This is a genomic window from Streptomyces sp. NPDC055189, assembly GCF_053606765.1.
The window spans coordinates 276943-298951 of the sequence record NZ_JBSGSG010000002.1 but is presented as its reverse complement, the minus strand read 5'-3'; the positions used below and the strand labels follow the sequence as shown (position 1 = coordinate 298951).

The window sequence follows — 22009 nt, the reverse complement described above, 5'->3', positions numbered from 1 at the left end:
AGGTGGCCCGACCCTGGTCACCCCACGGATGACCGGCTCAAGTAAGGTCACCCTTAGCTATGCGTACGCAGTGAACCCCCGGAGGCTCCCCGATGCCGCACACCGCTCCTCCCCACGGGGCGACCCGCAGGCCGCCCCGCATCCCGCGTCCGCGGCCCGTCGAGCGCGCGGACAGTGCGTGGGTGGCGCGGGCCGTGGAGAGCGGAAAGTTCTGGGAGGCCGTACGGGATGCGGGCGGGGCGCCGGTCGTCGAGCCCGATCCGCAGGGCGACGACGGGCAGCGGGTGGTCACCTTCCTGTGGCGCGGCACGGATGCGACCCGCGCCGTCCTGGTGCTGCCCAACAAGATCGTCGACCCGCGTGACATGGCCCGCAACCTCATGGAGCGGGTGCCGGACACGGACATCTGGCACTGGTCGGTGCGGATGCGCGCGGACTGGCGCGCGAGCTACGGCCTGTGCGTGGACGAGGGGGACGGACCGCCGGCGCAGGACGCCGCGTACTGGCCCTGGCTGCGGCAGCAGCAGCGGGCCGATCCGCTCAACTCGCGCACCCTCGCCCGGCGTTGGGGCGGCGACCCGGTCTCGTACGTCGAGCTGCCGCAGGCACCGACCGGCGACGACTGGCGCCGCCGAGACGGCGTCGCGCGCGGCACGGTCAGCACCCACACCGTCCGCAGCGAACTGCTCGGCAACGAACGGCGGGTGCACCTGTACGAGCCGCCGGGCGGCGGGCGTGACCTGCCCGTCCTGGTGCTCATGGACGGCGAGATGTGGCAGCCGGGCCTGGATGTCGCGAACCTCCTCGACAACCTCATCGCGGACGGCCGAATCCCGCCCCTCGCCGCCCTGCTGCCCGAATCCCTCGGCGCCGACCAGCGCTGGGAGGAACTCGCCTGCAACGAGCGCTTCGTCGGGTTCCTGGAGACCGAGCTGCTGCCCTGGGCGGGCGAGCGGCTCTCCCTGACCGGCGATCCGGCGCGGACCGTCGTCGCGGGCCAGAGCCTCGGCGGCCTCACCGCCGCATACGCCGGGGTGATCGCGCCGGGGCGGTTCGGCCGCGTCCTCGCGCAGTCGGGTTCCTTCTGGTGGCCCGACGGGCCCGACCTCGAACGCTCCGAGTGGCTGACCGGGCGCATCGCCGCGAGCGAGCGGCTGCCCGTGCGGTTCTGGCTCTCGGCCGGCGAGCAGGAGTGGGTGGCGCTGCCCGCCATGCGCAGGCTGCGCGCCACGCTGCGGGAGAAGGGGTACGACGACGCCGTGTACCGCGAGTTCAACGGCGGGCACGACTACCTGTGCTGGCGCACCGAGCTCGCGGACGGTCTCGTCGGGCTGCTCGGTGACCGGTCCGCTCGGTCCGCGGTGGCGACCGCCGCCGCGTAACCCTCGGGAACAACCACGTCCCGCACCGTCCAGCCAGGGACGCCGAGGGGTGCGGGCCCCGTGCCCACGAGCAGCGACGCCATCCCGCCACCGGCGAGGCCCTCGCCCGTGCCCTTCAGTACCGCCTCCTTGCGGGTCCAGCAGCGGGCGAAGGCCAAAGGGCGTTCCGCGGCGGGGAGTTCGGCCAGCTCCTCCTGCTCCCGGGGGTGCAGGGAAGTCGCCACGTCGGCCAGCACGTCCGCGGACGGCAGCTTCTCCACGTCGGCGCCGACCGGCCGGTCATCGGCGAAGGCGAGCAGGGCCAGGCCGTCCGTGTGCGAAAGCGAGAAGTGCGGGCCCGCGCCTCCGGCCACGGCGGGGCGGCCGTGCGGGTCGCCGCACAGCGGGCACGGCAGTCGCACCAGCTCCACCGCGGCCGGATCCACGGACAGGCAGTCGCCGAGGTGCCGGCGCAGCGCCGAGTGCGCCGCCGCGTACAGCTCCTGGTCCGCGGGGCGCCGCAGTGCCGCCGCCCGGCGCCGCTCCTGCGCGTCGAGGAGCGACACGTCGAGCGGGGCCGGGCGGACGAGCTTGATCTCTGTCGCGCGGACGGATTCCGTCATGCGGGCGGATCCTGGAGGCGGGCCACGCAGCGACCGTACGTCTGAGGGCCGTGCACCGTGTTCCAGCCCTCGGGGACGCGGCGGAAGAGCGGCCACAGGGAGTACTCGCCGAGCGCGTTCTCCAGGACCAGATGGGTCGGCTCGGCGTCGGTGCCGGTGTCGGCCGGATCGAAGGGGCCGGGCGTGGTGGTCATGCGTGATCCAGCTCCTTGAGGCGGGCGGCGAGGACGGCACAGACCTCGTCGAGTCGGCGCGGCTGGGTCAGCTCCGGGTGCAGGCAGTCCACGTCGTGGTTGCTGATCGAACCGCTGACGTACGGTGCCCAGGCCTCCCTCGTCAGCCAGTCCTCGGCACGCGGCGCGGCGGCCGTGAAGAACAGGGCGTCGCCGTCGAAGGCGCGGTGCTCGTGCTCGCGCATCAGCCGTGCGTTGTTGACCACGATGTCGAGCACCGCCGTCAGTGTCCGGTCGGGCAGCCCCGCCAGGGCGCTGCCCTCACGCTGGAGCGTGGCGAGGACGTCCTCGCGGGTCAGCTCGTCCGTGCGGTCGTAGCCGGCCATCCGCAGGAGCGCCCCCAGGGCGTCCGCCTCTTCCGGGACCGCGGCGTCGCGCCACTGGTCGGACGGATAGGCGTCGAGCAGGGCGAGCAACTCGACCTCCTCGCCCGCCTCTTGGAGCAGTACGGCGACCGTGTGGGCAAGGACGCCGCCCACCGACCAGCCGATGAGCCGGTAAGGGCCGTGCGGCCGCACGGTGCGCAGGGCTTCGACGTACTCGGCCGCCATCTCCTCCATGGTGGCGGGGAGATCGCCCTCGCCGTGCAGGCCGCGCGCCTGGAGTCCGTACACCGGCTGACCGGGGTCGAGCCGCGAGAGCAGCCCCGAGTAGCACCAGCTGATGCCGCCCGCCGGATGGAAGGCGAACAGCGGGGTGCGGTCGCCGCCCGCGCGCAGCGCGAGCAGCACGTCCAGGGAGCGGTCGGCCTCGCTGTGGTCAGCGTCCAGGTGAGCGGCGAGTGCCGCCGGGGTCTGCGCCTGGAAGAGCGTGCCGATGGTGAGCTCGGCGCCCAGCGTGTCACGGACCCGGGAGACGAGGCGGGCGGCCAGGAGCGAGGTGCCGCCGAGGTCGAAGAACGCGTCGTCGACGCCGAGCTGTGGCACTCCGAGGATCTCGGCGAAGAGCCGGGTGAGCGTCTCCTCGCGGTGGCCGCTCGGCACCCGGCCACCGTCGGCGGAACCCTCGAAGGAGGGGGCGGGCAGGGCGCGCCGGTCCAGCTTGCCGTTCGGGCTGAGCGGGAAGTCGTCCAGGACGAGGATCGCGCCCGGCACCATGTAGTCGGGCAGTGTCCCGGCGAGGCTGATGCGCAGCTCCTCGGGGTCGGGGACGGCCCCGGTGTCGGAGGGCGTCACGTACCCGACGAGCCGCTGGTCGCCCGGCCGGTCCTCGCGGACCAGGACGCTGGCCGCGCCCACCGCCGGGTCGGCGGCCAACTCGGCTTCGATCTCGCCCAGTTCGATGCGCAGGCCGCGCAGCTTCACCTGGTGGTCGGTGCGGCCCAGGTACTCGATCTCGCCGTGCTCGGTCCAGCGCGCCAGGTCACCCGTACGGTACATGCGGGTGCCGGGCGGGCCGTAGGGATCGGCGACGAAACGGGCCGCCGTCAGCTCGGGCCTGCCCAGGTACTCGGCCGCCAGCTGGGTGCCCGCCAGGTACAGCTCGCCCTGTACACCGGGCGGGCAGGGCTGGAGCGCCGCGTCCAGGACGTACAGGCGGGTGTTCCAGACCGGCTTGCCGATCGGCACGGGCCCCGTCGCTTCGGTGTCGCACGGGTGGTACGTCACGTCGACGGCAGCCTCGGTCGGCCCGTACAGATTGTGCAGCGGCACGCCGTCGAGCACGCGCCCGAACTCCCGCACCGTCTCGCGCGGCAGGGCCTCGCCGCTGCAGAAGACGTGCCGCAGACCCTTGCAGTCGGCGGCAGCCGGTTCGGACAGGAACACCTGGAGCATCGACGGCACGAAGTGGCAGACGGTGACGTCCTGTTCGCGGATGACGCGCGCCAGGTAGGCCGGGTCCTTGTGGCCGCCCGGCTCGGCGACGACCAGTGTCGCGCCCACCCGAAGGGCCCAGAAGAACTCCCACACCGAGACGTCGAACCCGGAGGGCGTCTTCTGCAACACCCGGTCGCCGGGGCCGAGTTCGTACTGGTCCTGCATCCAGCGCAGCCGGTTGTCGATCGCCGCGTGCGGCACGACGACGCCCTTGGGGCGGCCGGTGGAACCGGACGTGTAGATGACATACGCGGGGTGGTGCGGGGTGAGCGCGCGCGGCGGGTCGTACGAGCCGTACGGCGTCGTGTCCAGGCCGTCCAGGGCGACGAGCGGGACACCCGAAGCGGGCACCCGGTCGGCGCGGTCGGCGATCACGCAGGCAGGACCGGCGTCCTGAAGCATGTAGGCGAGGCGGTCCGCCGGATAGTCCGGGTCCAGGGGCAGATAGGCGCCGCCCGCCTTCAGTACGGCGAGGAGCGTGATCACCAGGTCCAGGGAGCGGGGCACGGCGACCGCCGCGAGCGCGCCCGGACGTACGCCTGCCTCGATCAGACGGTGGGCGAGCCGGTTGGCGCGGGCGTTCAGCTCGGCGTACGTCAGCTCCTGGCCGCCGAAGGCCAGGGCGACAGCGTCCGGGGTGCGGACCGCCTGGCCCTCGATCGGGCCGATCAGCGTGGTGGGCGGTACCGGCTGCGCGGTGGCGTTGAACTCCTCGACCACCAGGGCCAGTTCGGCACGGCGGGCGATGGTGTGCTCCGCGAGCGGCGTGTGGGGTCCCGCGTCGGCGAGACGCTCCAGGAGTTCCATGAACCGCGCCTGGTGGGCGCCGAGTTCGTCAGGCTCGTACAGGGCGGGGTTGCCGTCGTAGTCGATGCGCAGACCGCTGCCGTCGGCACGGTCATAGACATTGACCGTGAGATCGTCGACCGGGCCCGCCGACAGGTTGCGGGCGTCGGTGCGGGCGCCCGCGAAGGTCAGGCCGTAGTCGAACGGCATGACGTTGACCAGCGGCCCGACCAGTGACCGGCCCTCGCCCAGGAGGCCCAGGTCGCGGCGGATGTCCTCGTAGCGGTAGCGCTGGTGGCGGCGGGCGGCCCGGATGCCGAGCACCACCTGCCTCGTCAGCTCGGCGAAGGTCGCCTGCGGGGTCACGGTGAGCCGCAGCGGAAGCACGTTCATCACCATGCCGGGCACGCGCAGCGCCACCGAACCCATGCGGCCCATCATCGGCAGGCCGAGCACCACCTCGGCACAGCCGGTGGCCCGCGAGACGTACAGCGCCTGCGCGGCGACGAGCACCTCGGGCCAGGTCGCCCGCATCGAGGACGCCGACTCGCGCAGCCGCGCCGTCGCCTCGGGGGAGAGGCGGGCGCTGCGGCGGTGGAAGGTGCGCGACGGCAGCGCGGTGCGCCCGGCGAGGTTCGGGGCGTCGGGGCGGTCGGCGAAGGCGCCGTCCCAGTGGCGGCGGTCCGTCTCGAACGTCTCCGAGGCGCGGTACGCGGTGTCTTCTGCGACCAGGTCTTCGAGCCGACCGAAGGGACTCTCGCCCGGCGTCTCGCCCGCGGCGAGCGCGGTGTAGACCTCGGCGGTGCGGCGGGCGAGCAGCGAGTAGCCGAAGCCGTCCATCACGATGTGATGCACCCGCTGGTACCAAAGCCAGCGCTCGTCGCCGACCCGGAACAGCGCGTGCGCGAACAGCGGCCCGGCCGCCAGGTCGAACGGCGTGGCCAGATCCTCGCGCATCCACGCCTGCGCATCGGCGTCCGGATCGGCCGCGGCCCGCAGATCGCGCACCTTCAGCGGAAGCGTCGGCTCGACGACCTCCAACTGCTGCGGTCCGTCCGCCCCTTCGATGATCCGGACGCGCAGGGCATCGGCCTCGGACACCACCTGACGCAGCGTCCGCGCGAACAGGGACGGGTCGACGGGACCGTGGATCTCCAGGCACTCGGCCGTGTTCTGGGCCGGGCTGCCGGGGTCGAGCGCCTGCGCGAACCACATGCCCGACTGGGCAGCGGTGAGCCTCATGCCGAGGCTCCAAGGATCTTCACCCAGGCCTCGATGGCGGGCTGCTCGGCCAGGTCCACGAAGGTCGCGGTGATGTCGTGCTCACGGCGCCAGCGCTCGATGAGCGACATGATGCGCACCGAGTCGAGTCCGTAGTCGACCAGGTTCTCGTCGAGCGGGATGTCGGCGGGCTCCTCGCCCAGGACATCGGCGACGTCGGCCCGTATCAGTTCCACGCTGAGCGCCATGTCAGATCCCCTTCAGAACCGTGTCGGTGGTGGTGACGACCGCGCACCGGCCCGCCGCGTAGCGCAGCGCCATGTCGTGGTCCTCGCGGGAGAAGTCAGCCACGGCGTCCGCGACGACGAACGCCTGCACGTCCCGCATCCACGCGTCGCAGGCCGTCATCAGGACGCCGATGTGCGCGTACACGCCGACGATGACGATCTGGTCCCGGCCCGCCTCGCGCATGCGCTCTTCGAGGTCGGTACGGACGTACGCGCTGTACTTCCACTTCGTGAGCACGGTGTCGCCGGGTTCCGGCGCGACCGGGCCCGCGATCGCCTTGGCGTGCTCGTCGTCGGGGAGGCCGGGTCCCCAGAAGTCCTGCTGGAGGCCGCGTTCGGCCGGCGACTGGCCGCCCGGCTGTGCGGAGTACAGGACGGGGATACCGGCCGCGCGGGCCGACTTCGCCAACTCGCCGACATTGGCGAGCAGTTCTGTGGTCGGCGAGGTGTCGGGGGTGTACGCGGTCAGGAAGTGGTTCTGCAGGTCGTGGACGAGCAGCACCGCCCGCCGCGGGTCGACGGTCCATGAGACCCGGTTGGCGGGCAGCTCCTCGGAGGAGGGCATCGGGTACGGCGTGACGGCGGGGAGCGCCATGGTGGGGGCCTTTCGGGAAACTCAGGAATGCGGGGTGGACCGGGGGCGCCGCCCGCCGGGCAGGGGTCAGCCGCGCCGGGAGCGGTTGCGCGGAGATCAGCTGCCGGGAGTGGCGGCGGTCGCAGGAGTGGCGGCGGTCGACCGCTGGTCCTTCTTGCTGATCTTGCCGATGCCGGTCTGCGGGAAGGCGGTCACGAACTCGACGCGGTCGGGGACCTTGTACGCGGCGAGGCCGCGCTCCCGTACGAACTTCTTGATCACGACGGGCTTCAGCGGTTCGGCGTCCGCGCGCAGGATCACGTACGCGAGGGTCCGCTCGCCGAGGTACTCGTCGGGCACGGCGACGACCGACACGTCATGGACATGGGGGTGGCCGAGGATGATGTTCTCGACCTCCTCCGGCGCGATCTTCTCGCCGCCGCGGTTGATCTGGTCCTTCGCCCGGCCCTCGACGATCAGATGCCCGGTGGGGGTGCGGCTGACGATGTCGCCGGTGCGGTAGAAGCCGTCGGCGGTGAACGAGCGGGCGTTGTGCTCGGGGGCGCGCCAGTAGCCGCGGATGGTGTACGGGCCGCGGGTCAGCAGGTGACCCGCCTCGCCCTCCGGAACCTCCTCGTCGAGGTCGTCGACGATGCGGACCTCGTCGTCCGGGGAGATGGGACGGCCCTGCGTGGTGACGATGGTCTCCGCCGGGTCGTCGAGGCGGGTGTAGTTGACCAGGCCCTCGGCCATCCCGAAGACCTGCTGCAGGGTGCAGCCGAGCGCCGGGGCGACCCGCCGGGCCGCCGACTCGCTGAACTTCGCGCCGCCCACCAGGAGCACCTCCAGACTGGAGATGTCGTACGGGGTGCTGCGCCCCGCGTCGGTCCACACCAGGGCGAGCGGCGGGACGAGACCGGTGATCGTCACGCGCTCCCGCTCGATGAGGGGGAACGCGGTGTCCGGGTCGGGCTGCGGGCACATCACGACCCGGCCGCCCGCGTAGAGCAGGCCGAGCGAACCGGGCGAGGAGAGCGGGAAGTTGTGCGCCGCGGGCAGCGCGACGAGGAAGACCGAGTCCTCCGTGACGCCGCAGATCTCGTTCGAGCCCCACAGCGAGTACATGTAGTCGTCGTGGGTGCGGGGGATCAGCTTGGGCACGCCGGTGCTGCCGCCCGACAGCTGGAGGAACGCCAGGTCGGACGGTTCGGGTCCGTCGATCGGCGTCGGCTCGCAGGGCACGTCGGCCAGTGCCGTGTGCTCGCCCGGGTCGCCCACCACGAACACCTCGCGCAGGGTGGGTACTTCGGCGCGGACCTTCGAGGCGAGGTCACGGTGGTCGAAGCCGCCGACGCGGTCCGGGATGACGTAGGCGACGGCCTCGGTGAACTCGCAGAAGTAGTGGATCTCCGTCTCGCGGTGCGCGGGCAGCGCGAAGACCGGCAGCGCGCCGATCCGGAAGAGCGCGAAGATCACCTCGAAGAACTCGGCGACGTTCGGCAGCTGGACGACGACCCGGTCACCCTTGCCGATGCCGCGGGCGGCGAACCCGGCGGCCAACTGATCGGCGCGCACGTCGAGTTCGCCGTACGTCCAGTTCCGGTCCCCGTCCGTGATCGCGACCCGGGCGGGGTGGGCGTCGGCGCGCTCGCGGAGCATGCCGCCGAACGTCTCGCCGCGCCAGTACCCGGCCGCGCGGTACCGCTCGGCGAAGACCTCGGGTATCGGCGGCGCGTCCGTACGGCTGTCCGCCCTATGGCTGTCCGTCGTCGTCATCGGTCGACCCCCACCGCATCCAGGAACGTACGGAACTTGGCGCCCGTCTCGGCGCGTTCGGCCTCCGGCGATGAGTCGGCGACGACTCCCGCGCCCGCGAAGAGCCGCAGGCGGCCACTGCCGTTCTCCGCCTCATCGGCCTCCGCGCAGCGGATCGTGACGACCCACTCGCCGTCGCCGCGCGCGTCGCTCCATCCCACCATGCCGGTGTAGTGACCGCGGCCGAAGGGCTCCAACTCGCCGATGACGTCACGGGCGTGCCCGGTAGGGGTACCGCAGACAGCGGGAGTGGGGTGCAGAGCGGTGGCAAGGTCAAGGGCCGAGGTGGTCGGCTCGGCGAGCTCGCCGGTGACGGTCGTCGACAGGTGCCACATGGTGGCGGTGCGGACCAGGGTGGGCCGGTCCGGCACGTCGAGGTCGCCGCAGAACGGGGCGAGGGCCTTGTGCACGGCGTCCACCACGACGGCGTGCTCATGCAGGTCCTTCGCCGATTCGAGCAGCGCGGCGGCCCGGCGCACGTCCTCGGCGAGGTCCGCCGAGCGGGGCGTCGAACCGGCCAGGGGATTGGCGGTCAGGCGGTTGCCGTGCCGGGAGACGAGCAGCTCCGGGCTGGCTCCCAGGAGGGTGCGGCCCGCGCCCGTGGGCACGGCGAAGGAGTAGCCGCGCGGATCTCGGCGGGCCAGCCGCTGCAGCATGGCGGGCAGATCGAGCGGCCCTTGTGTGGACAGCTCCAGGGTGCGGGCGAGGACGACCTTGTCGAACTCCCCGCTCTTCATGCGCGCCACGGCGGACTCGACCGAAGCGGCGTACTCCGCGCCCGAGGGCACCTCGCGCACCTGCCAGCCGCCTGCCGTGGCGGGAGCCGGCGTGGGCAGCGCGACGAGCGGGTCGGTGCGCAGGGCGGGCGCCCAGCGTGCCGCTTCGGGCACGGCGAGCACGGCGGGCGCGGTGGGGTCGAAGGGGATGGAGCCGACCACGATCGGGGCCTGGTTGCCCGCGCGTCGCTGCGCGTCGAGGGTGGCGGCGACCCGCTCCGTCAACGGCCGCTCGTCGTGCGGTACTTCGGCGGCCGTGCCGTGGGCGAGGAGGGTACGGGTGGGCGACGCGAAGAACCGGGTGTCGCCGGGTCGGTAGGCGTCGAGCAGCGCGGTCGCCGCGCCGACGGCCCCGGGGGTGGTGGGGGCGTCGAGTGCGACCACGTCGTTGGGGGGTGTCACGGGTGACTCCTCGTCAAGTAGGGGAGGGCGGCGCGGCGTTCAGGCGCGCAGGGTGGCGCCGCCGTCCACGTACAGGTCGTGCATGGTGATGTGCCGGGCCCGGTCACCGACCAGGAAGGCGACCGCTTCGGCGATGTCGGAGGGATCGGCGATCCTGCCGAGCGGAATGCCGACCCGGTACGAGGCGGAGTCGCCGCCGATGACACGGGCCTCGGCCTGCTCGTGGTCGTCCGTCCACAGCTGCCGCTGCATGTCGGTGTGGGTGGAGCCGGGCGACACGACGTTGCAGCGCACGCCGTCGCGGGCCACTTCGAGGCCGAGACATTTGGTGAACATCGTGGCCGCTGCTTTGGACGCGGCGTACGCGGCCATCTGGGTGCGGGGCACGCCCGCGGCGTTCGAACCGACCGTGACGATGGACCCTTTGCCCCGCGCGGTCATCCGGCGGGCCGCGGCGCGCGAGGTGTGGAAGACGCCGTTCGTGTTGACGGCGAAGGTCTCCGCCCAGTCGGTGTCGGTGAGTTCGACGACCGGGGCGGGCCTGAGGATGCCCGCCACGTTGACGAGGATGTCCAACGGCCCCACGGTGCGCTCGACTTCCTCGAACGCCGCGTCCACGGCTGCCGCGTCGGTGACGTCGAGGACCATGCCGGTGACGGGACCGCCCCGCGTCTGGTTCTTGACGTCGGGCGACCGGTCGGCGGCCACGACCCGCGCGCCGCGCTCGGCGAGCGCGCGGGCCACTGCCTGTCCGATGCCCCGGCCCGCGCCGGTGACCAGGGCCACCCGGCCTTCGAGCTCCAGGTCGGCTATGCCGGAAGTCACTTGCCCATCGCCTTCTCGACGTCGTCGAGAACGGAGACGGCGGCCTGCGCGCCGCCCAGGCTGGTCCACTTCGAGCCGTCGATCTCGGTGGTGTGGTCCTTCTTGACGGCGTCGAGCTGCTTGTAGGCGGCCTTGCCCTCCAGCTCCTTGAAGAGGTCGGCGTCCGGGCCCTTGGAGCCGAGCGTGCCGATGAACAGCCAGTCGGCGTCGATCTGCTTCAGGTCCTCGTCGCTGAGCGGCGTCGAGTGGCCCTCGCCCTTCTTGTTCTGGATGCCGGGCCGCTTGAAGCCGAGGTCCTTCAGGACGTCGGAGATGAACACGCCCTGCTGCATGACGGCGGTGCCCTTGGCGGAGTAGCGCGCCACGGAGACGCTCGCGCCGGCGTTGTCACCGAGGTTCTTCTTCACCTCGGCGGCCTTGGTGTCGTAGTCCTTCAGGAACGCGCCCGCCTCGTCGGCCTTGCCGAGCACCTTGCCGGTGATTTCCAGGGACTTCTTCCAGTCCTTGGTCCTGTCGATCGTGACGACCGTCGGGGCTATCGCCTGGAGCTGCTTGAGCACCTGCTGGTCGGCGAGCTGGCCCGCGAGGATGACGTCCGGCTTGGCCTGCAGGACCTTCTCGACGTCGGGCCCGGTGACCGCGCCCACGACCGGGATGTCCTTGGCCTGGTCGGCCAGGTACTCGGGGGCGCCCTTCTGGCCTCTGCCCGCGGAGAGTCCGACGGGCTTGACCTTCAGGGCGAGGGCGGAGTCCAGGTCCATCTCGCTGAGCGCGACGACCTTCTCGGGGTTGGCCGGAACCTTTACCTCCGCACCGGAGGCGTCGGTGACGGTGACCTTCGTGGCGTTTTTCGCCCTGCTGCTGGAGCCGGAGTCGTCGGACGAGTCGGAACCGCAGGCGGAGAGGGCGAGCGCGGAGGCCAGAGTAAGGGCCGCAACCGCGGTCAGCCGGGTACGCGGGGTGTGGTTCGAGGACATGTCCGTGATCTCCATGCTTCTGTAGTCCGGGGGTCAGACCGGACATAAGGGTTATCCCTGGCCGTGTCGGGGCATGACGAAATCCCCCTGAGGAAACAGGGAGTTCGCCCGCACCCCGACTCGGGGCTCCAGGTCAAGGTTAGGTTAGGCTAACTTCATGTTGGTTGCGCAAGGGGGGCCGGGCCCAACGTCCGGATCCAGACCTCCGATACCGGACTTGGCGAAGATGCATCGCCCCACGCTGTGGGCGGCCGCCGGCCTCGTCGTCCTGCTCCTGCTGCTCGGCCTCCTTTCGCTCCTGGTCGGGTCCGGGTCGACGCCGATGGGCCGCGCCTGGGACTTCCTCACCGGAGAGCACTCCGCACGGGCCGACGCCCAGATCCGCCTCGCCGTCATGGACGTACGCCTCCCGCGTACGCTCGCCGGCGTCCTGGTCGGCGTCGCCCTCGGTGCGGCCGGGTGCCTCCTGCAAGCCGTCACGCGCAACCCGCTCGCCGAGACGGGCCTCCTCGGAGTCAACTCGGGTGCGGCGCTCGGTGTCGTGATCGGCCTCACCTACTTCGAAGTGACTTCGGCCTACGGCGTGTTGGTGTGGGCCCTGGTCGGCGGGATGGCCGCGAGCGCGGTGGTTTTGCTGCTCGCCGCGTCCGGGCGGGCCGCGGGCTCACCGCTGCGGCTCGTCCTCGCCGGATCGGCGCTCGGCGCCACCTTCCACGGCATGACGTCGTACGTCCTCCTCGGCGAACAGGCCACCTTCGACACCTACCGCTACTGGACCATCGGTTCACTGGCCGGCATCAAGACGTCGGAGACCTACCCCCTGATCCCGCTGATCGCGGTCGGCCTCCTGATCGCCTTCTGCTGCGTACGCCCGCTGTCCGCCCTCGCGCTCGGCGACGACAGCGCACGCTCCCTCGGGCACCGTCCGGGGCGCATCCGCCTGATCGTCGCCGGAGCGGTGACCCTCCTCGCCGGCTCGGCGGTCGCCCTCGCGGGACCCATCGCCTTTCTCGGCCTCCTCGCCCCGTACGCCGCCCGCGCGGTCACCGGACCCCGGATGGCGGGCCAGTTGGTGCTCTCCGCGCTGGTCGCCGCGAACGTGATGATCGCCGCGGACCTGCTTGCCAGGATCGTGATCCGCCCCTGGGAGACTCCGGTGAGCGTGCTTCTCGCCTTCATCGGCGGGCCGTTGCTGATCTGGATCGCACGGTCGCAGCGGATGTCGACGGCGGGGGTCGCCGCGTGAGTGCCCCAGAGATGCCGGAGGCCGGAACTCCGGAGGCTTTGAAATCGGCGGGGCCTGCGGAGGCTTTGAAAGCGGCGCAGACCGACATCACCCCGCCCGACTCCACCGCCGTCCGCGTCGGCACCTTCTCCTGGCTCTTCCCCTGCCGCAGCGCCCTCGCCGCCGTCGGGCTCACGCTGGTGATCGGGGTGGTCGTCGCGCTCGCCACCTTCGCGAGCTCCACCGGAATGAGCTTCTCCGACAGCCTCTCCGGACTGCTCGGAACCGGCGACTCCGCCACCGTCATGCTGGTGCAGGACTTCCGGCTGCCGCGGATCGCCGTGGGGCTCATGGTCGGCGCGGCGCTCGGCATCGCCGGGTGCCTGACCCAGACGCTCGCGGGCAACCGCCTGGCCACCCCCGACATCATCGGCGTCAACGAAGGCGCCACCGCGGCCGTCGTCGCCTCCGTCGTCGGTTCGTCCACCGGCATGATCGGCGACTGGTGGCTCGGGCCGCTCGGCGCCGCAGCCGCGGCCATGGTCGTCGTCGCCTGCGCGGGCGGCGCGGGCAGCGGGGGATACCGCATCCTCGTCGTCGGCATCGGCGTCTCCACCGTCATCGGCGCCGTCACCGACCTCGTCATGTCACGCGAGAACGACAACACCGCGGGCGGCGTCTTCCTCTGGACCGTCGGCTCGCTCAGCGGCCGTGACTGGAGCGTCGGCACACCCCTGTCCTTCGTCCTGCTCGTCCTCGTCCCGCTCTCCCTCGTCGCGGGCAGCCGCCTGCAACTCCTGCGGTTCGACGACGACATGGCGGCCACCCTCGGCGTCAACGTACGGCGCGTGCGCGCCGTGACCCTCGCACTCGCCGTCGCCCTGTCCGGCGTGGCCGTCGGCATCGGAGGGCCGATCGCGTTCGTCGCGCTCGCCGCACCCGTCGTGGCCTCCCGGCTCAGCGGCCCGACCCGCGTCCCGGTCATCGGTTCGGCCCTGGTCGGCGCGGCCCTCGTGGGCGCCGCCGACGCACTGGGCCGCGTCGTCGCCCCCGTGGAGATCCCGGTCGGCGTCATCACCAGCGTCCTCGGCGGACCCTTCCTCCTCTGGGTCCTCTTCGGCAAGAATTCCGAGCAGCAGACCGGAAAGGCCTGACCCCGTGCAACTGACCGTCGAGGCGCTCACCTCCGGCTACCCCGGCCACCCGGCCGCCGTGGACGGCGTCGACCTGACCATCCCCAGCGGACAGGTCGCCGCCATCGTCGGCCCCAACGGCTGCGGGAAGTCGACGCTGCTCCGCTCCATATCCCGTCTCCACAAGCCGAGTTCGGGCACGGTACGCGCCGGTGACGAGGACGTGTGGCAGCTCACCCAGCGCCGCGCCGCCCACCGCATCGCGCTGCTCGCCCAGTCACCGCAGGCCCCCGAGGCGGTCACCGTCGCCGGACTCGTCCGCTACGGCCGCCACCCGCACCAGGGCCTGTTCCGTCAGTGGTCGCGCGAGGACGAGGCGGCCGTGCGCGAGGCCCTCGAAGCCACCGGCACCACGGACCTCGCCGCGCGCCGCCTGGACCACCTCTCCGGCGGCCAGCGGCAGCGCTGCTGGCTCGCCATGGTCCTCGCACAGCAGACGCCGATCGTGCTCCTCGACGAGCCGACCAGCGCCCTGGACCTCGGCCACGCGGTCGAAGTCCTGTCCCTGGTACGGGAGGTGGCCGCGGCGGGCCGCACCGTCGTCATGGTCCTGCACGACCTCGCGAGCGCGGCCCGTTACGCCGACACCGTCATCGCCATGAACGCGGGCAAGGTCGTCGCGAACGGCCCCGCCCGCGAGGTGGTGACCGCCGAACTGGTCAAGGAGCTGTACGGGATCGACGCGGACATCCTCCAGGCACCGGGCGACGGCTCCCCGGTGGTCGTACCTAGGATGAAGGCGAAGGCGGATACGAGGGCGGATACGAAAGCGCCTACGGAAGTGCCTACGGAAGCGTCTAAGAAAGCACCGACCGGCTGACCGCGAAGTCCGCCGCTGTCCACGCGAGCCCCACCGCCCCGTCGATCATGGCCTGTTCGGCGGCCGGCGTGGCTGCCGCGGCGGCGAACTCCGGCTGGTGCGGGCCGCAGCCGCCCCCGCTGATGTCGAGCACGGGGTGGATGGACGGCACGACGTGGGAGACGTTGCCCATGTCCGTGGATGCGAAGGGCCCGCGCCGCTGCGGTTCGGGTCGCCCGAGGGCGCGCGCATTCGCCTCCCACAGCGCGACGAGAGCGGCGTCCGACCGGAAGTCGAGATAGTCGGGCGCGGGCTGTTCAAGCTCCACCGCGCACCCGGCCGCGAGCGCCCCCGCCCGGAAGCAGTCCGCCACCCGCTCCCGCAGCTCGCGCAGCTCCTCCACCGACGGGGTCCGCAGCGCGTACGCGGCGCTCGCCCGCTCGGGAATCGCGTTCAGTGCCGTCCCGGCCTCGGTCGTGATCCCGTGCACCTTCCACTCGCCGGGCAGCTGCTGCCGGAGCAGTCCGAGTGCCACCTGAGCGACGGTCAGCGCGTCCGCCGCGTTCCGCCCGTCCTGCGGGTTGAGCGTGGCGTGCGCGGACTTGCCGGTGTACGTCGCCGAGAGCGCCCCCATTGCGTACGAGTGGAAGTCGGCGACCTCGAACGGGCAGGGGTGCACCATCATCGCCGCGTCGACCCCCTTGAAGGCCCCGGCATCGAGCAGCAGCGCCTTCCCGGCGCCGCTCTCCTCGGCGGGAGTCCCCAACACCCGTACAGTGAGCCCCAGTTGATCGGCTACCGGAGCGAGTCCGAGCGCGGCCCCCACACCCGCCGCCGCGATCAGATTGTGCCCGCAGGCGTGGCCCATCCCCGGCAGCGCGTCGTACTCGCAGGCGAGCGCGACGGTCACGGGCCCCGTACCGATGGTCGCCTCGAAGGCGGTGTCGAGCCCGTACGCCGGAACGGTCACCGCGAAGCCGTGCCCGCGCAGCACATCCGCGCACCACCCGGCGGCCTGCCGCTCCTCGAAGGCGATCTCCGGATGGGCATGGATCCGCCGGCTCAGCCCGACGAGCTCGTCGCGCACCTCGCCGATCCGAGCCCGGATCTCCTCCTTGAGCCCGTCGCCTGCCACGCGTCCTCCTCGCCACTGCCGCCGACCCCCGCCCGGACAGCTTACGGTCGCCCCCTCACCGGGCCCTCACCTGCTCAGACCGGCAGCAACCGTCCGATCAGCGCGCTGAGCTGCCGCGCGTTGCGGCACTCGTACATCTCCACGTACTCGGCGTAGGTGCCGGCCGCCGAGTCGCCCGTCCGCCACTGGGCGCGGCCCTCCGGGTTGAGCCAGTACAACTGGCGGGCGCGGGACGCGATGGTGCGCAGGGCGGGGACGTTCGGGTCGCTCATGTTCGTCCGGGCGTCGCCGAGCACGAAGACCGTGGAGCGCGGAGTGACCGCCTCGGCGTACCGCTCGGCGAACTCGCCCAGGGAGGTGCCGTAGTCGCTGCTGCCGTGGTAGCCGGTGACCGCCGCTCCCGAGATGATGCGGCTGCCGAGCCCCTCGGGGTCGGCCGTGCCCCGCGCGATGAGATCCGTGACCTCGTCGACGCGGTTGACGAAGGCGAAGACCCGCACCTTGCTGAACTGGTCGTGCAGCGCCTGGACGAGCAGCATCGTGAAGTTGGCGAAGCCCGCCACCGAGCCGGACACGTCGCACAGAAGGACAAGTTCGGGGCGCGCGGGGCGGCGACGGCGCAGGACCGGGCGCATCGGGACGCCGCCCGTCGAGAGGGAGCCGCGCAGTGTTCTGCGCAGGTCGATGTGGCCGCGGGCGGCACGGCGGCGGCGTGCGGCCAGGCGCGTCGCCAGTTTGCGGGCCAGCGGCTGGAGCGTCCGGCGCAGTTCGTCGAGCTGTGCGCGGCCCGCGAGGAGGAAGTCGACCCGGTCGGCGGTGGGGGCGATGGCACGCCGCGCGATCACGTCCGCGCCGCGCCGCTCGGCGACCCGGCGCCGCGCTTCGGCGCCCACCTGGCCGCGGAAGTTCTCGATGCGGCGGCGGATCTCGTCGGCGGTGAGGCGGTCGGTGAACTCGTCTCCGGCGATTCCCTCGGCGGTTGCCTGTCGGATGCCGGCCAGGATCCGGGCGAGCAGGGTCTCCGGGCGGAGCCGCGACAGCGTCTGGTGCGACGACCACCCGTCCGAACCGCCGCTGCCGCCGGAACCGGGCCGCGTTCCGTAGCCGCCCATGCCGTCGACCGCTTCGGCGGCCAACTGGGTGAGCAGCGCCTGGTCGTTGGCGGCGAGCGCGGCGGCCAGGCGGTCGCGCAGGTCGTCCCTGTCGAACTCCCGCAACGGGCCGGAGACTTCTGCGGCGCCCGGAGCGCCGACCCCGCGCGGGAAGTACAGGTCGAAGACGGGGTCGAACACCGGCCGCTGCCCCTCGCTGTGCAGCAGCGCGGCGGCGAGCCCTTCCCGCATCCGCTCCCGGTCGTCGAGGCCGAGGGCATCGATCGCCTGCCCGGCGTCCACCGTCTCGCCCGTACCGATCCGGATCCCGTGCGAGCGCAGCGCCTGCACGAGCGCGGTCAGCCGCTCCGGGACCCCGGCCCGGTCAGGAACCCCCCGCTCCGGAACTCCGGTGGCCGGCGACGCGCTCACACCGCGTCCAGGTCCAGTTTGGCCGCCGCCTTCAGCACGTCGTCCTGGTGCTTGAGGACGACGCCGAGACTGTCGCGTACGACGTCCTCGTCGAGCGAGTCGGCGCCGAGCGCGAGGAGCGTGCGGGCCCAGTCGATGGTCTCCGCGACCGAGGGCACCTTGCGCAGGTCCATGGCGCGCAGCGCGCCGACCACGCGGACGACGGACCGGGCGAGCGCCTCGTCGAGTCCGGGCACCTTGAGCCGTACGATGCGGCGCTCCAACTCCTCGTCGGGGAAGCCGATGTGGAGGAAGAGGCAGCGGCGGCGCAGCGCCTCGGAGAGTTCGCGGCTCGCGTTCGAGGTGAGGACGGTGAAGGGGCGGCGCTCGGCGGTGATGGTGCCCAGTTCGGGGACGGTGACCTGGAAATCGCTCAGAACCTCCAGGAGCAGCCCCTCCACCTCGACGTCCGCCTTGTCGGTCTCGTCGATCAGGAGCACCTTCGGCTCGCTGCCGCGGATGGCGGTGAGCAGCGGACGCGGGAGCAGGAACTCCTCGCTGAAGATGTCCGTGCGCGTCTCGTCCCACGACTCGTCGCGGCCCGCGGTAATGCGCAGGAGCTGCTTGGCGTGGTTCCACTCGTAGAGCGCGCGGGACTCGTCCACGCCCTCGTAGCACTGGAGCCGGACCAGACGGGCGTCCGCGACCTTGGCGACGGCCTTGGCGAGCTCGGTCTTGCCGACGCCCGCGGGGCCCTCCACGAGGAGCGGTTTGCCCAGGCGGTCGGCCAGGAAGACGGTGGTGGCGACTGCCGTCGAGGCCAGATAGCCCGTCTCGGCGAGCCGCGTGGCGACATCGTCCACGGATGTGAAGAGCAACGGGGCCTCCGGCTTGTGCGGGTTCGTGCGGCTGGGGCGGGGTGCGGCTCACGCCAGCTGATCAGGCCGCCGGGCCGCTCCACAACGGTGCCGCCGCGTTTGCGTCGAACGTCACGCGGGCGCGCCCGCACCCTCCCCGGGCTGCTGAGTCCGGTACCGAGACCCACCGGGATCCATGGCCCCTTCTCGTATCCTTGCGGCATGAGGCGGACCTCCTTTGCCAACTGGCCCTGCTCCATCGCCCGCACCATGGATCTGCTGGGCGACTGGTGGACGCCGCTCGTGCTGCGCGAGGCGTTCTACGGGATCAAGCGGTTCGACGTCTTCCAGCAGGAGCTGGGCATCGCACGCAACACCCTCACCGACCGGCTGCGCCGCCTCGTCGACGAGGGCCTGATGGAGAAGCGTGCCTATCAGAGCGAGCCGGTGCGCTACGACTACGTGCTCACCGAGAAGGGCCGCGACTTCTTCGGCGTGCTCGCCGTGATGAACAGCTGGGGCAACCGCTGGCTGAGCGGTGACGAGGGAGCGCCGGTCGTCTTCGAGCACGACCGCTGCGGGCACGAGGGCGAGGCCGAGGTGGTCTGCGGCCACTGCAAGGAGCCGATGTCGGCGGCGGACACACATGCTCGCCTCGGCCCCGGCTACCCGGCGCGCCTCGCCGAACGGCCTGACATCAGGGACCGCTTCAGCCGCTGAATCCACCGCCTCCGGGCCGGTCTTTAGCCCTTGACGAGTGAGTCTATCTACGCAACTCTCGTGCTCAGCGACTACGAGAGCGGCTACAGAGAGGCGACCCACGATGGAGTGGACAGGCGCGCGCTACGCGGACAGGCCGACGGCCGCGGTGCGCACACGGATCGCCGCGTCACCGGAACGCGTGTGGGAGCTCGTCTCCGACATCCGCCTGATGCCGGAGCTGAGCACAGAGCTCCGGTCCGTCGAATGGCTGGACGGAGTGACCGGGCCCGCGCTCGGCGCCCGGTTCATCGGCCGCAGCGAGCACGCGTCGTTCGGCGGGTGGCAGACCACCTCGTACGTCGTGGAGTGCGAGGCCCCGCGCGTCTTCGCCTGGGCCGTCGAGGATCCCGAACAGCCCAGCGCGGTCTGGAGGTTCAGCCTCGCGGCGGCGGACGACGGCTGTACGGAGCTCGCCCAGTGGATGCAGATGGGGCCGGGCCGCTCGGGCCTCTCGCACGCGATCGACCGGATGCCGGAGAAGGAACAGAAGATCGTGTACGTACGGATGCGGGAGTTCGAGCAGAACATGACGGCCACGCTGGACGCGATCAAGAAGCTGGCCGAGGGCGCGGGGTCCGGGGAGGCGAGCGCGTGATGCGTACGTCGACGACCATCGAGGCGTCCGGGGCTAACTGGCGGGAGACCGTCGACTTCGTCACCGAGGCCGAGAAGCTGGGGATGGACATCTGCTGGGTCGCCGAGGCCTGGGGCTCCGAAGCGCCCTCCCCGCTCGGTTACTTGGCCGCGCGCACCGAACGCATGCTGCTCGGCTCCGGCATCATCCAGCTCGCGACCCGGACCCCGGGTGCCATCGCCCGCGCGGCGATCACCCTCTCGAACATCTCCGATGGCCGCTTCATCCTCGGGCTCGGACCGTCAGGGCCGCAGGTGATCGAGGGCCTGCACGGAGTGCCGTTCGCGCGCCCCCTCACCCGGATGCGGGAGACGGTGGAGATCGTCCGTATGGCGGCCACCGGCGAGAAGATCTCGTACGAGGGGCGGGAGTTCACCCTTCCCCTGCCCGGCGGTGACGCGAAGCCCATGCGTCTGTCCATGCGCGCCGAGCACGAACTGCCCGTCCACCTGGCCACGCTCTCGCCCAAGATGCTGCGCCTGACCGGCGAGATCGCCGACGGCTGGCTCGGCACCTCCTTCGTCCCCGAAGGGGCGAAGGAGGCCTACTTCGACCACCTCGACGCGGGCCTCGCCGCCTCCGGCCGCTCCCGCGGTGACCTGGACATCTGCCAGGGCGCCGAAGTGGCCTTCGCCGACGACGAGGACGCGCTGCGCACCATGGTCGCGAGCCGCAAGAAGGAACTCGCCTTCAGTCTTGGCGGTATGGGCTCCGCCACCACCAACTACTACAACAACGCCTACAGCAGGCAGGGTTGGGCCGAGATCGCGGCCGAGGTCCGCGCCTGCTGGCAGTCGGGCGACCGTGACGGCGCCGCGGCCCTGGTCACCGACGACATGGTCCTCACCACCACCCTCATCGGCACCGAGGACATGGTCCGCGAGCGGCTGAAGGTGTGGCGGGACGCGGGCGTGGACACCGTCCGCTTCTACCCGGCGGGCGAGAGCCTGGCCGCGCGGCTCACGACTCTGGGGCGGGCGATCGATCTGGTGCGGGACCTGGAGGAGCGGGAGAGCGCTCCGCGGGCCCGGCCGTCAGGCGCCACAGTGAGGTGACCTCTGCCGCGCGGGCCGCGTGCAGGGGGTCCGCGGGGTCGGACGCCCGCGGGTGACGGGGCCGGGTGTCGAGGCGTTCGGCGACCCGCAGGCCCGCTGCCGTGAGGGCCGAGCGCAGTTCGCCCGGGGCGCGCAGGCCCAGGTTTTCGGCCAGGTCCGACATGATCAGCCAGCCTTCGCCGCCGGGCAGCAGATGCGCGGCCAGGCCCGTGAGGAAGGCGTGGAGCATGGCGCCCCCGGGGTCATAGACGGCCCGGTCGAGCGGGGAGTTGGGCTTCGCGGGGAGCCAGGGCGGATTGCATACGACGAGGCCCGCGCGGCCCGGCGGGAACAGAGCGTCGCCGGTGGTGATCTCCACCCGCCCCGTCAGGCCGAGGCGGTCGATGTTGGCGCAGGCGCAGGCCACCGCACGCGGGTTGTTGTCGGTGGCCACGACACGGCGGACGCCCCGCCGGGCCAGGACCGCGGCCAGGACGCCGGTGCCGGTGCCGAGGTCGAAGGCCGGTCCGCCGTGCGCGGCGGGGGCGGGCAGGGGCGCCTGCGCCACCAGGTCGACGTACTCGCCCCTGACCGGTGAGAACACCCCGTAGTGCGGGTGGATGCGGGCGCCGAGCGCGGGGATGTCCACACCCTTCGTACGCCACTGGTGCGCGCCGATCACACCGAGCAACTCCCGAAGGGAGACGACCGAGGGTGCCGTTCCCGGAGGGCCGTAGGCCTCTTCGCAGGCGGCCCGGACATCCGGCGCCCTGCGCAGGGCGAGCGTGTGGTCGGCGCCCAGTGGTACGAGCAGCCTGCCGAGCACACGGGCCCGGTGGCCGTCGGCGCGGCGCCGCAGATGGAAGGCCGCGTTCGCGGACGAGGCCGCCGAAGGAACCTTGCGGTCGATCCGGCGCTCCAGTGCCTGGAGCAGCTGGCGCGCCTGGTGGTAGTCGCCCTGCCACAGGAGGGCAGTGCCTTCGCAGGTCAGACGGTAGGCGGTGGAGGCGTTCATGCGGTCGTCTGCCACGACGACATGGCGGGGCGCAGGCATTCCGGTCTCGGAGTGCCAGCGGGCGGTGTGTTCGGCGTCGCCGTCGATCCAGCGGATCTCGGACACGAGTACTCCTCAGAGAGTGAACGTGCAGGGGCACGAACAGCACTTCGACGA

General features: G+C 72.1%; 20 protein-coding genes. 7 read left to right on the top strand and 13 right to left on the bottom strand.

Annotated elements, in window-relative coordinates:
* Positions 1-92 precede the first annotated feature (92 nt).
* Complete coding sequence (fes, locus tag ACWFR3_RS03085) at positions 93-1382, top strand: enterochelin esterase (RefSeq protein WP_453732756.1); 1290 nt, start codon at positions 93-95, stop codon at positions 1380-1382.
* Here the strand turns inward: fes and ACWFR3_RS03080 are convergent.
* The 9 genes from ACWFR3_RS03080 to ACWFR3_RS03040 form a co-directional block, all read right to left on the bottom strand.
* Positions 1289-1984 carry a 4'-phosphopantetheinyl transferase family protein gene (locus tag ACWFR3_RS03080; RefSeq protein ID WP_453732755.1) on the bottom strand — a complete coding sequence of 232 codons (696 nt, stop codon included), beginning with the start codon at positions 1982-1984 and terminating at the stop codon, positions 1289-1291. The genes fes and ACWFR3_RS03080 overlap by 94 nt on opposite strands.
* The gene (locus tag ACWFR3_RS03075) at positions 1981-2178 is read right to left on the bottom strand and encodes an MbtH family NRPS accessory protein (protein ID WP_453732754.1); all 198 of its coding nucleotides are present in this window, start codon (positions 2176-2178) and stop codon (positions 1981-1983) included. The genes ACWFR3_RS03080 and ACWFR3_RS03075 overlap by 4 nt, the downstream gene beginning before the upstream one ends.
* Positions 2175-6062, bottom strand: coding sequence for an amino acid adenylation domain-containing protein (locus ACWFR3_RS03070; RefSeq protein WP_453732753.1), 3888 nt, complete (start codon positions 6060-6062; stop codon positions 2175-2177). The genes ACWFR3_RS03075 and ACWFR3_RS03070 overlap by 4 nt, the downstream gene beginning before the upstream one ends.
* Positions 6059-6289, bottom strand: a complete 231-nt coding sequence (locus tag ACWFR3_RS03065) for a phosphopantetheine-binding protein (protein ID WP_453732752.1) — start codon at positions 6287-6289, stop codon at positions 6059-6061. Before ACWFR3_RS03065 ends, ACWFR3_RS03070 begins: the two co-directional genes overlap by 4 nt.
* 1 nt (position 6290) lies before the next feature.
* Positions 6291-6923, bottom strand: a complete 633-nt coding sequence (locus ACWFR3_RS03060) for an isochorismatase family protein (RefSeq protein ID WP_453732751.1) — start codon at positions 6921-6923, stop codon at positions 6291-6293.
* 96 nt (positions 6924-7019) lie between these two features.
* Positions 7020-8678 carry a (2,3-dihydroxybenzoyl)adenylate synthase gene (locus ACWFR3_RS03055; RefSeq protein WP_453732750.1) on the bottom strand — a complete coding sequence of 553 codons (1659 nt, stop codon included), beginning with the start codon at positions 8676-8678 and terminating at the stop codon, positions 7020-7022.
* Positions 8675-9895, bottom strand: coding sequence for an isochorismate synthase DhbC (gene dhbC, locus ACWFR3_RS03050; protein ID WP_453732749.1), 1221 nt, complete (start codon positions 9893-9895; stop codon positions 8675-8677). The genes ACWFR3_RS03055 and dhbC overlap by 4 nt, the downstream gene beginning before the upstream one ends.
* A gap of 39 nt (positions 9896-9934) precedes the next feature.
* The gene (locus ACWFR3_RS03045) at positions 9935-10720 is read right to left on the bottom strand and encodes a 2,3-dihydro-2,3-dihydroxybenzoate dehydrogenase (RefSeq protein ID WP_453732748.1); all 786 of its coding nucleotides are present in this window, start codon (positions 10718-10720) and stop codon (positions 9935-9937) included.
* On the bottom strand, positions 10717-11697 hold the full coding sequence (locus tag ACWFR3_RS03040) for an ABC transporter substrate-binding protein (protein ID WP_453732747.1): 981 nt from the start codon (positions 11695-11697) through the stop codon (positions 10717-10719). The genes ACWFR3_RS03045 and ACWFR3_RS03040 overlap by 4 nt, the downstream gene beginning before the upstream one ends.
* A gap of 157 nt (positions 11698-11854) precedes the next feature.
* On the opposite strand from ACWFR3_RS03040, the gene ACWFR3_RS03035 reads away from it, so the two are divergent.
* Genes ACWFR3_RS03035 through ACWFR3_RS03025 form a run of 3 tightly spaced genes read left to right on the top strand, consistent with a single transcriptional unit; the run spans position 11855 to position 14935 of the window.
* A complete protein-coding gene (locus tag ACWFR3_RS03035; RefSeq protein ID WP_453732746.1) occupies positions 11855-12943 on the top strand; it encodes a FecCD family ABC transporter permease in 1089 nt (362 codons plus the stop codon).
* Positions 12940-14076, top strand: a complete 1137-nt coding sequence (locus ACWFR3_RS03030; protein WP_453732745.1) for a FecCD family ABC transporter permease — start codon at positions 12940-12942, stop codon at positions 14074-14076. Before ACWFR3_RS03035 ends, ACWFR3_RS03030 begins: the two co-directional genes overlap by 4 nt.
* Before the next feature lie 4 nt (positions 14077-14080).
* A complete protein-coding gene (locus tag ACWFR3_RS03025; RefSeq protein ID WP_453732744.1) occupies positions 14081-14935 on the top strand; it encodes an ABC transporter ATP-binding protein in 855 nt (284 codons plus the stop codon).
* On the opposite strand, the gene ACWFR3_RS03020 is transcribed toward ACWFR3_RS03025, so the two are convergent.
* The 3 genes from ACWFR3_RS03020 to ACWFR3_RS03010 form a co-directional block, all read right to left on the bottom strand.
* Positions 14913-16049 carry a M20 family metallopeptidase gene (locus tag ACWFR3_RS03020; RefSeq protein ID WP_453732743.1) on the bottom strand — a complete coding sequence of 379 codons (1137 nt, stop codon included), beginning with the start codon at positions 16047-16049 and terminating at the stop codon, positions 14913-14915. The genes ACWFR3_RS03025 and ACWFR3_RS03020 overlap by 23 nt on opposite strands.
* 74 nt (positions 16050-16123) lie before the next feature.
* Positions 16124-17572: a vWA domain-containing protein gene (locus ACWFR3_RS03015; protein WP_453732742.1), complete on the bottom strand. Its 1449-nt coding sequence runs from the start codon at positions 17570-17572 to the stop codon at positions 16124-16126.
* The gene (locus tag ACWFR3_RS03010) at positions 17569-18429 is read right to left on the bottom strand and encodes an AAA family ATPase (RefSeq protein ID WP_453732741.1); all 861 of its coding nucleotides are present in this window, start codon (positions 18427-18429) and stop codon (positions 17569-17571) included. Before ACWFR3_RS03010 ends, ACWFR3_RS03015 begins: the two co-directional genes overlap by 4 nt.
* Before the next feature lie 201 nt (positions 18430-18630).
* Between ACWFR3_RS03010 and ACWFR3_RS03005 the strand changes: the two genes are divergently transcribed.
* The 3 genes from ACWFR3_RS03005 (at position 18631) to ACWFR3_RS02995 (ending at position 20859) form a co-directional block, all read left to right on the top strand.
* Positions 18631-19128: a winged helix-turn-helix transcriptional regulator gene (locus ACWFR3_RS03005; RefSeq protein WP_453732740.1), complete on the top strand. Its 498-nt coding sequence runs from the start codon at positions 18631-18633 to the stop codon at positions 19126-19128.
* Positions 19129-19231: 103 nt separating this feature from the next.
* Positions 19232-19765 carry an SRPBCC family protein gene (locus ACWFR3_RS03000; RefSeq protein WP_453732739.1) on the top strand — a complete coding sequence of 178 codons (534 nt, stop codon included), beginning with the start codon at positions 19232-19234 and terminating at the stop codon, positions 19763-19765.
* Positions 19765-20859, top strand: a complete 1095-nt coding sequence (locus tag ACWFR3_RS02995) for an LLM class flavin-dependent oxidoreductase (protein WP_453732738.1) — start codon at positions 19765-19767, stop codon at positions 20857-20859. Before ACWFR3_RS03000 ends, ACWFR3_RS02995 begins: the two co-directional genes overlap by 1 nt.
* On the opposite strand, the gene ACWFR3_RS02990 is transcribed toward ACWFR3_RS02995, so the two are convergent.
* Positions 20765-21958 (bottom strand): methyltransferase, encoded by a 1194-nt coding sequence (locus tag ACWFR3_RS02990; RefSeq protein ID WP_453732737.1) that lies wholly within the window; start codon positions 21956-21958, stop codon positions 20765-20767. The genes ACWFR3_RS02995 and ACWFR3_RS02990 overlap by 95 nt on opposite strands.
* Positions 21959-22009: the final 51 nt, after the last annotated feature.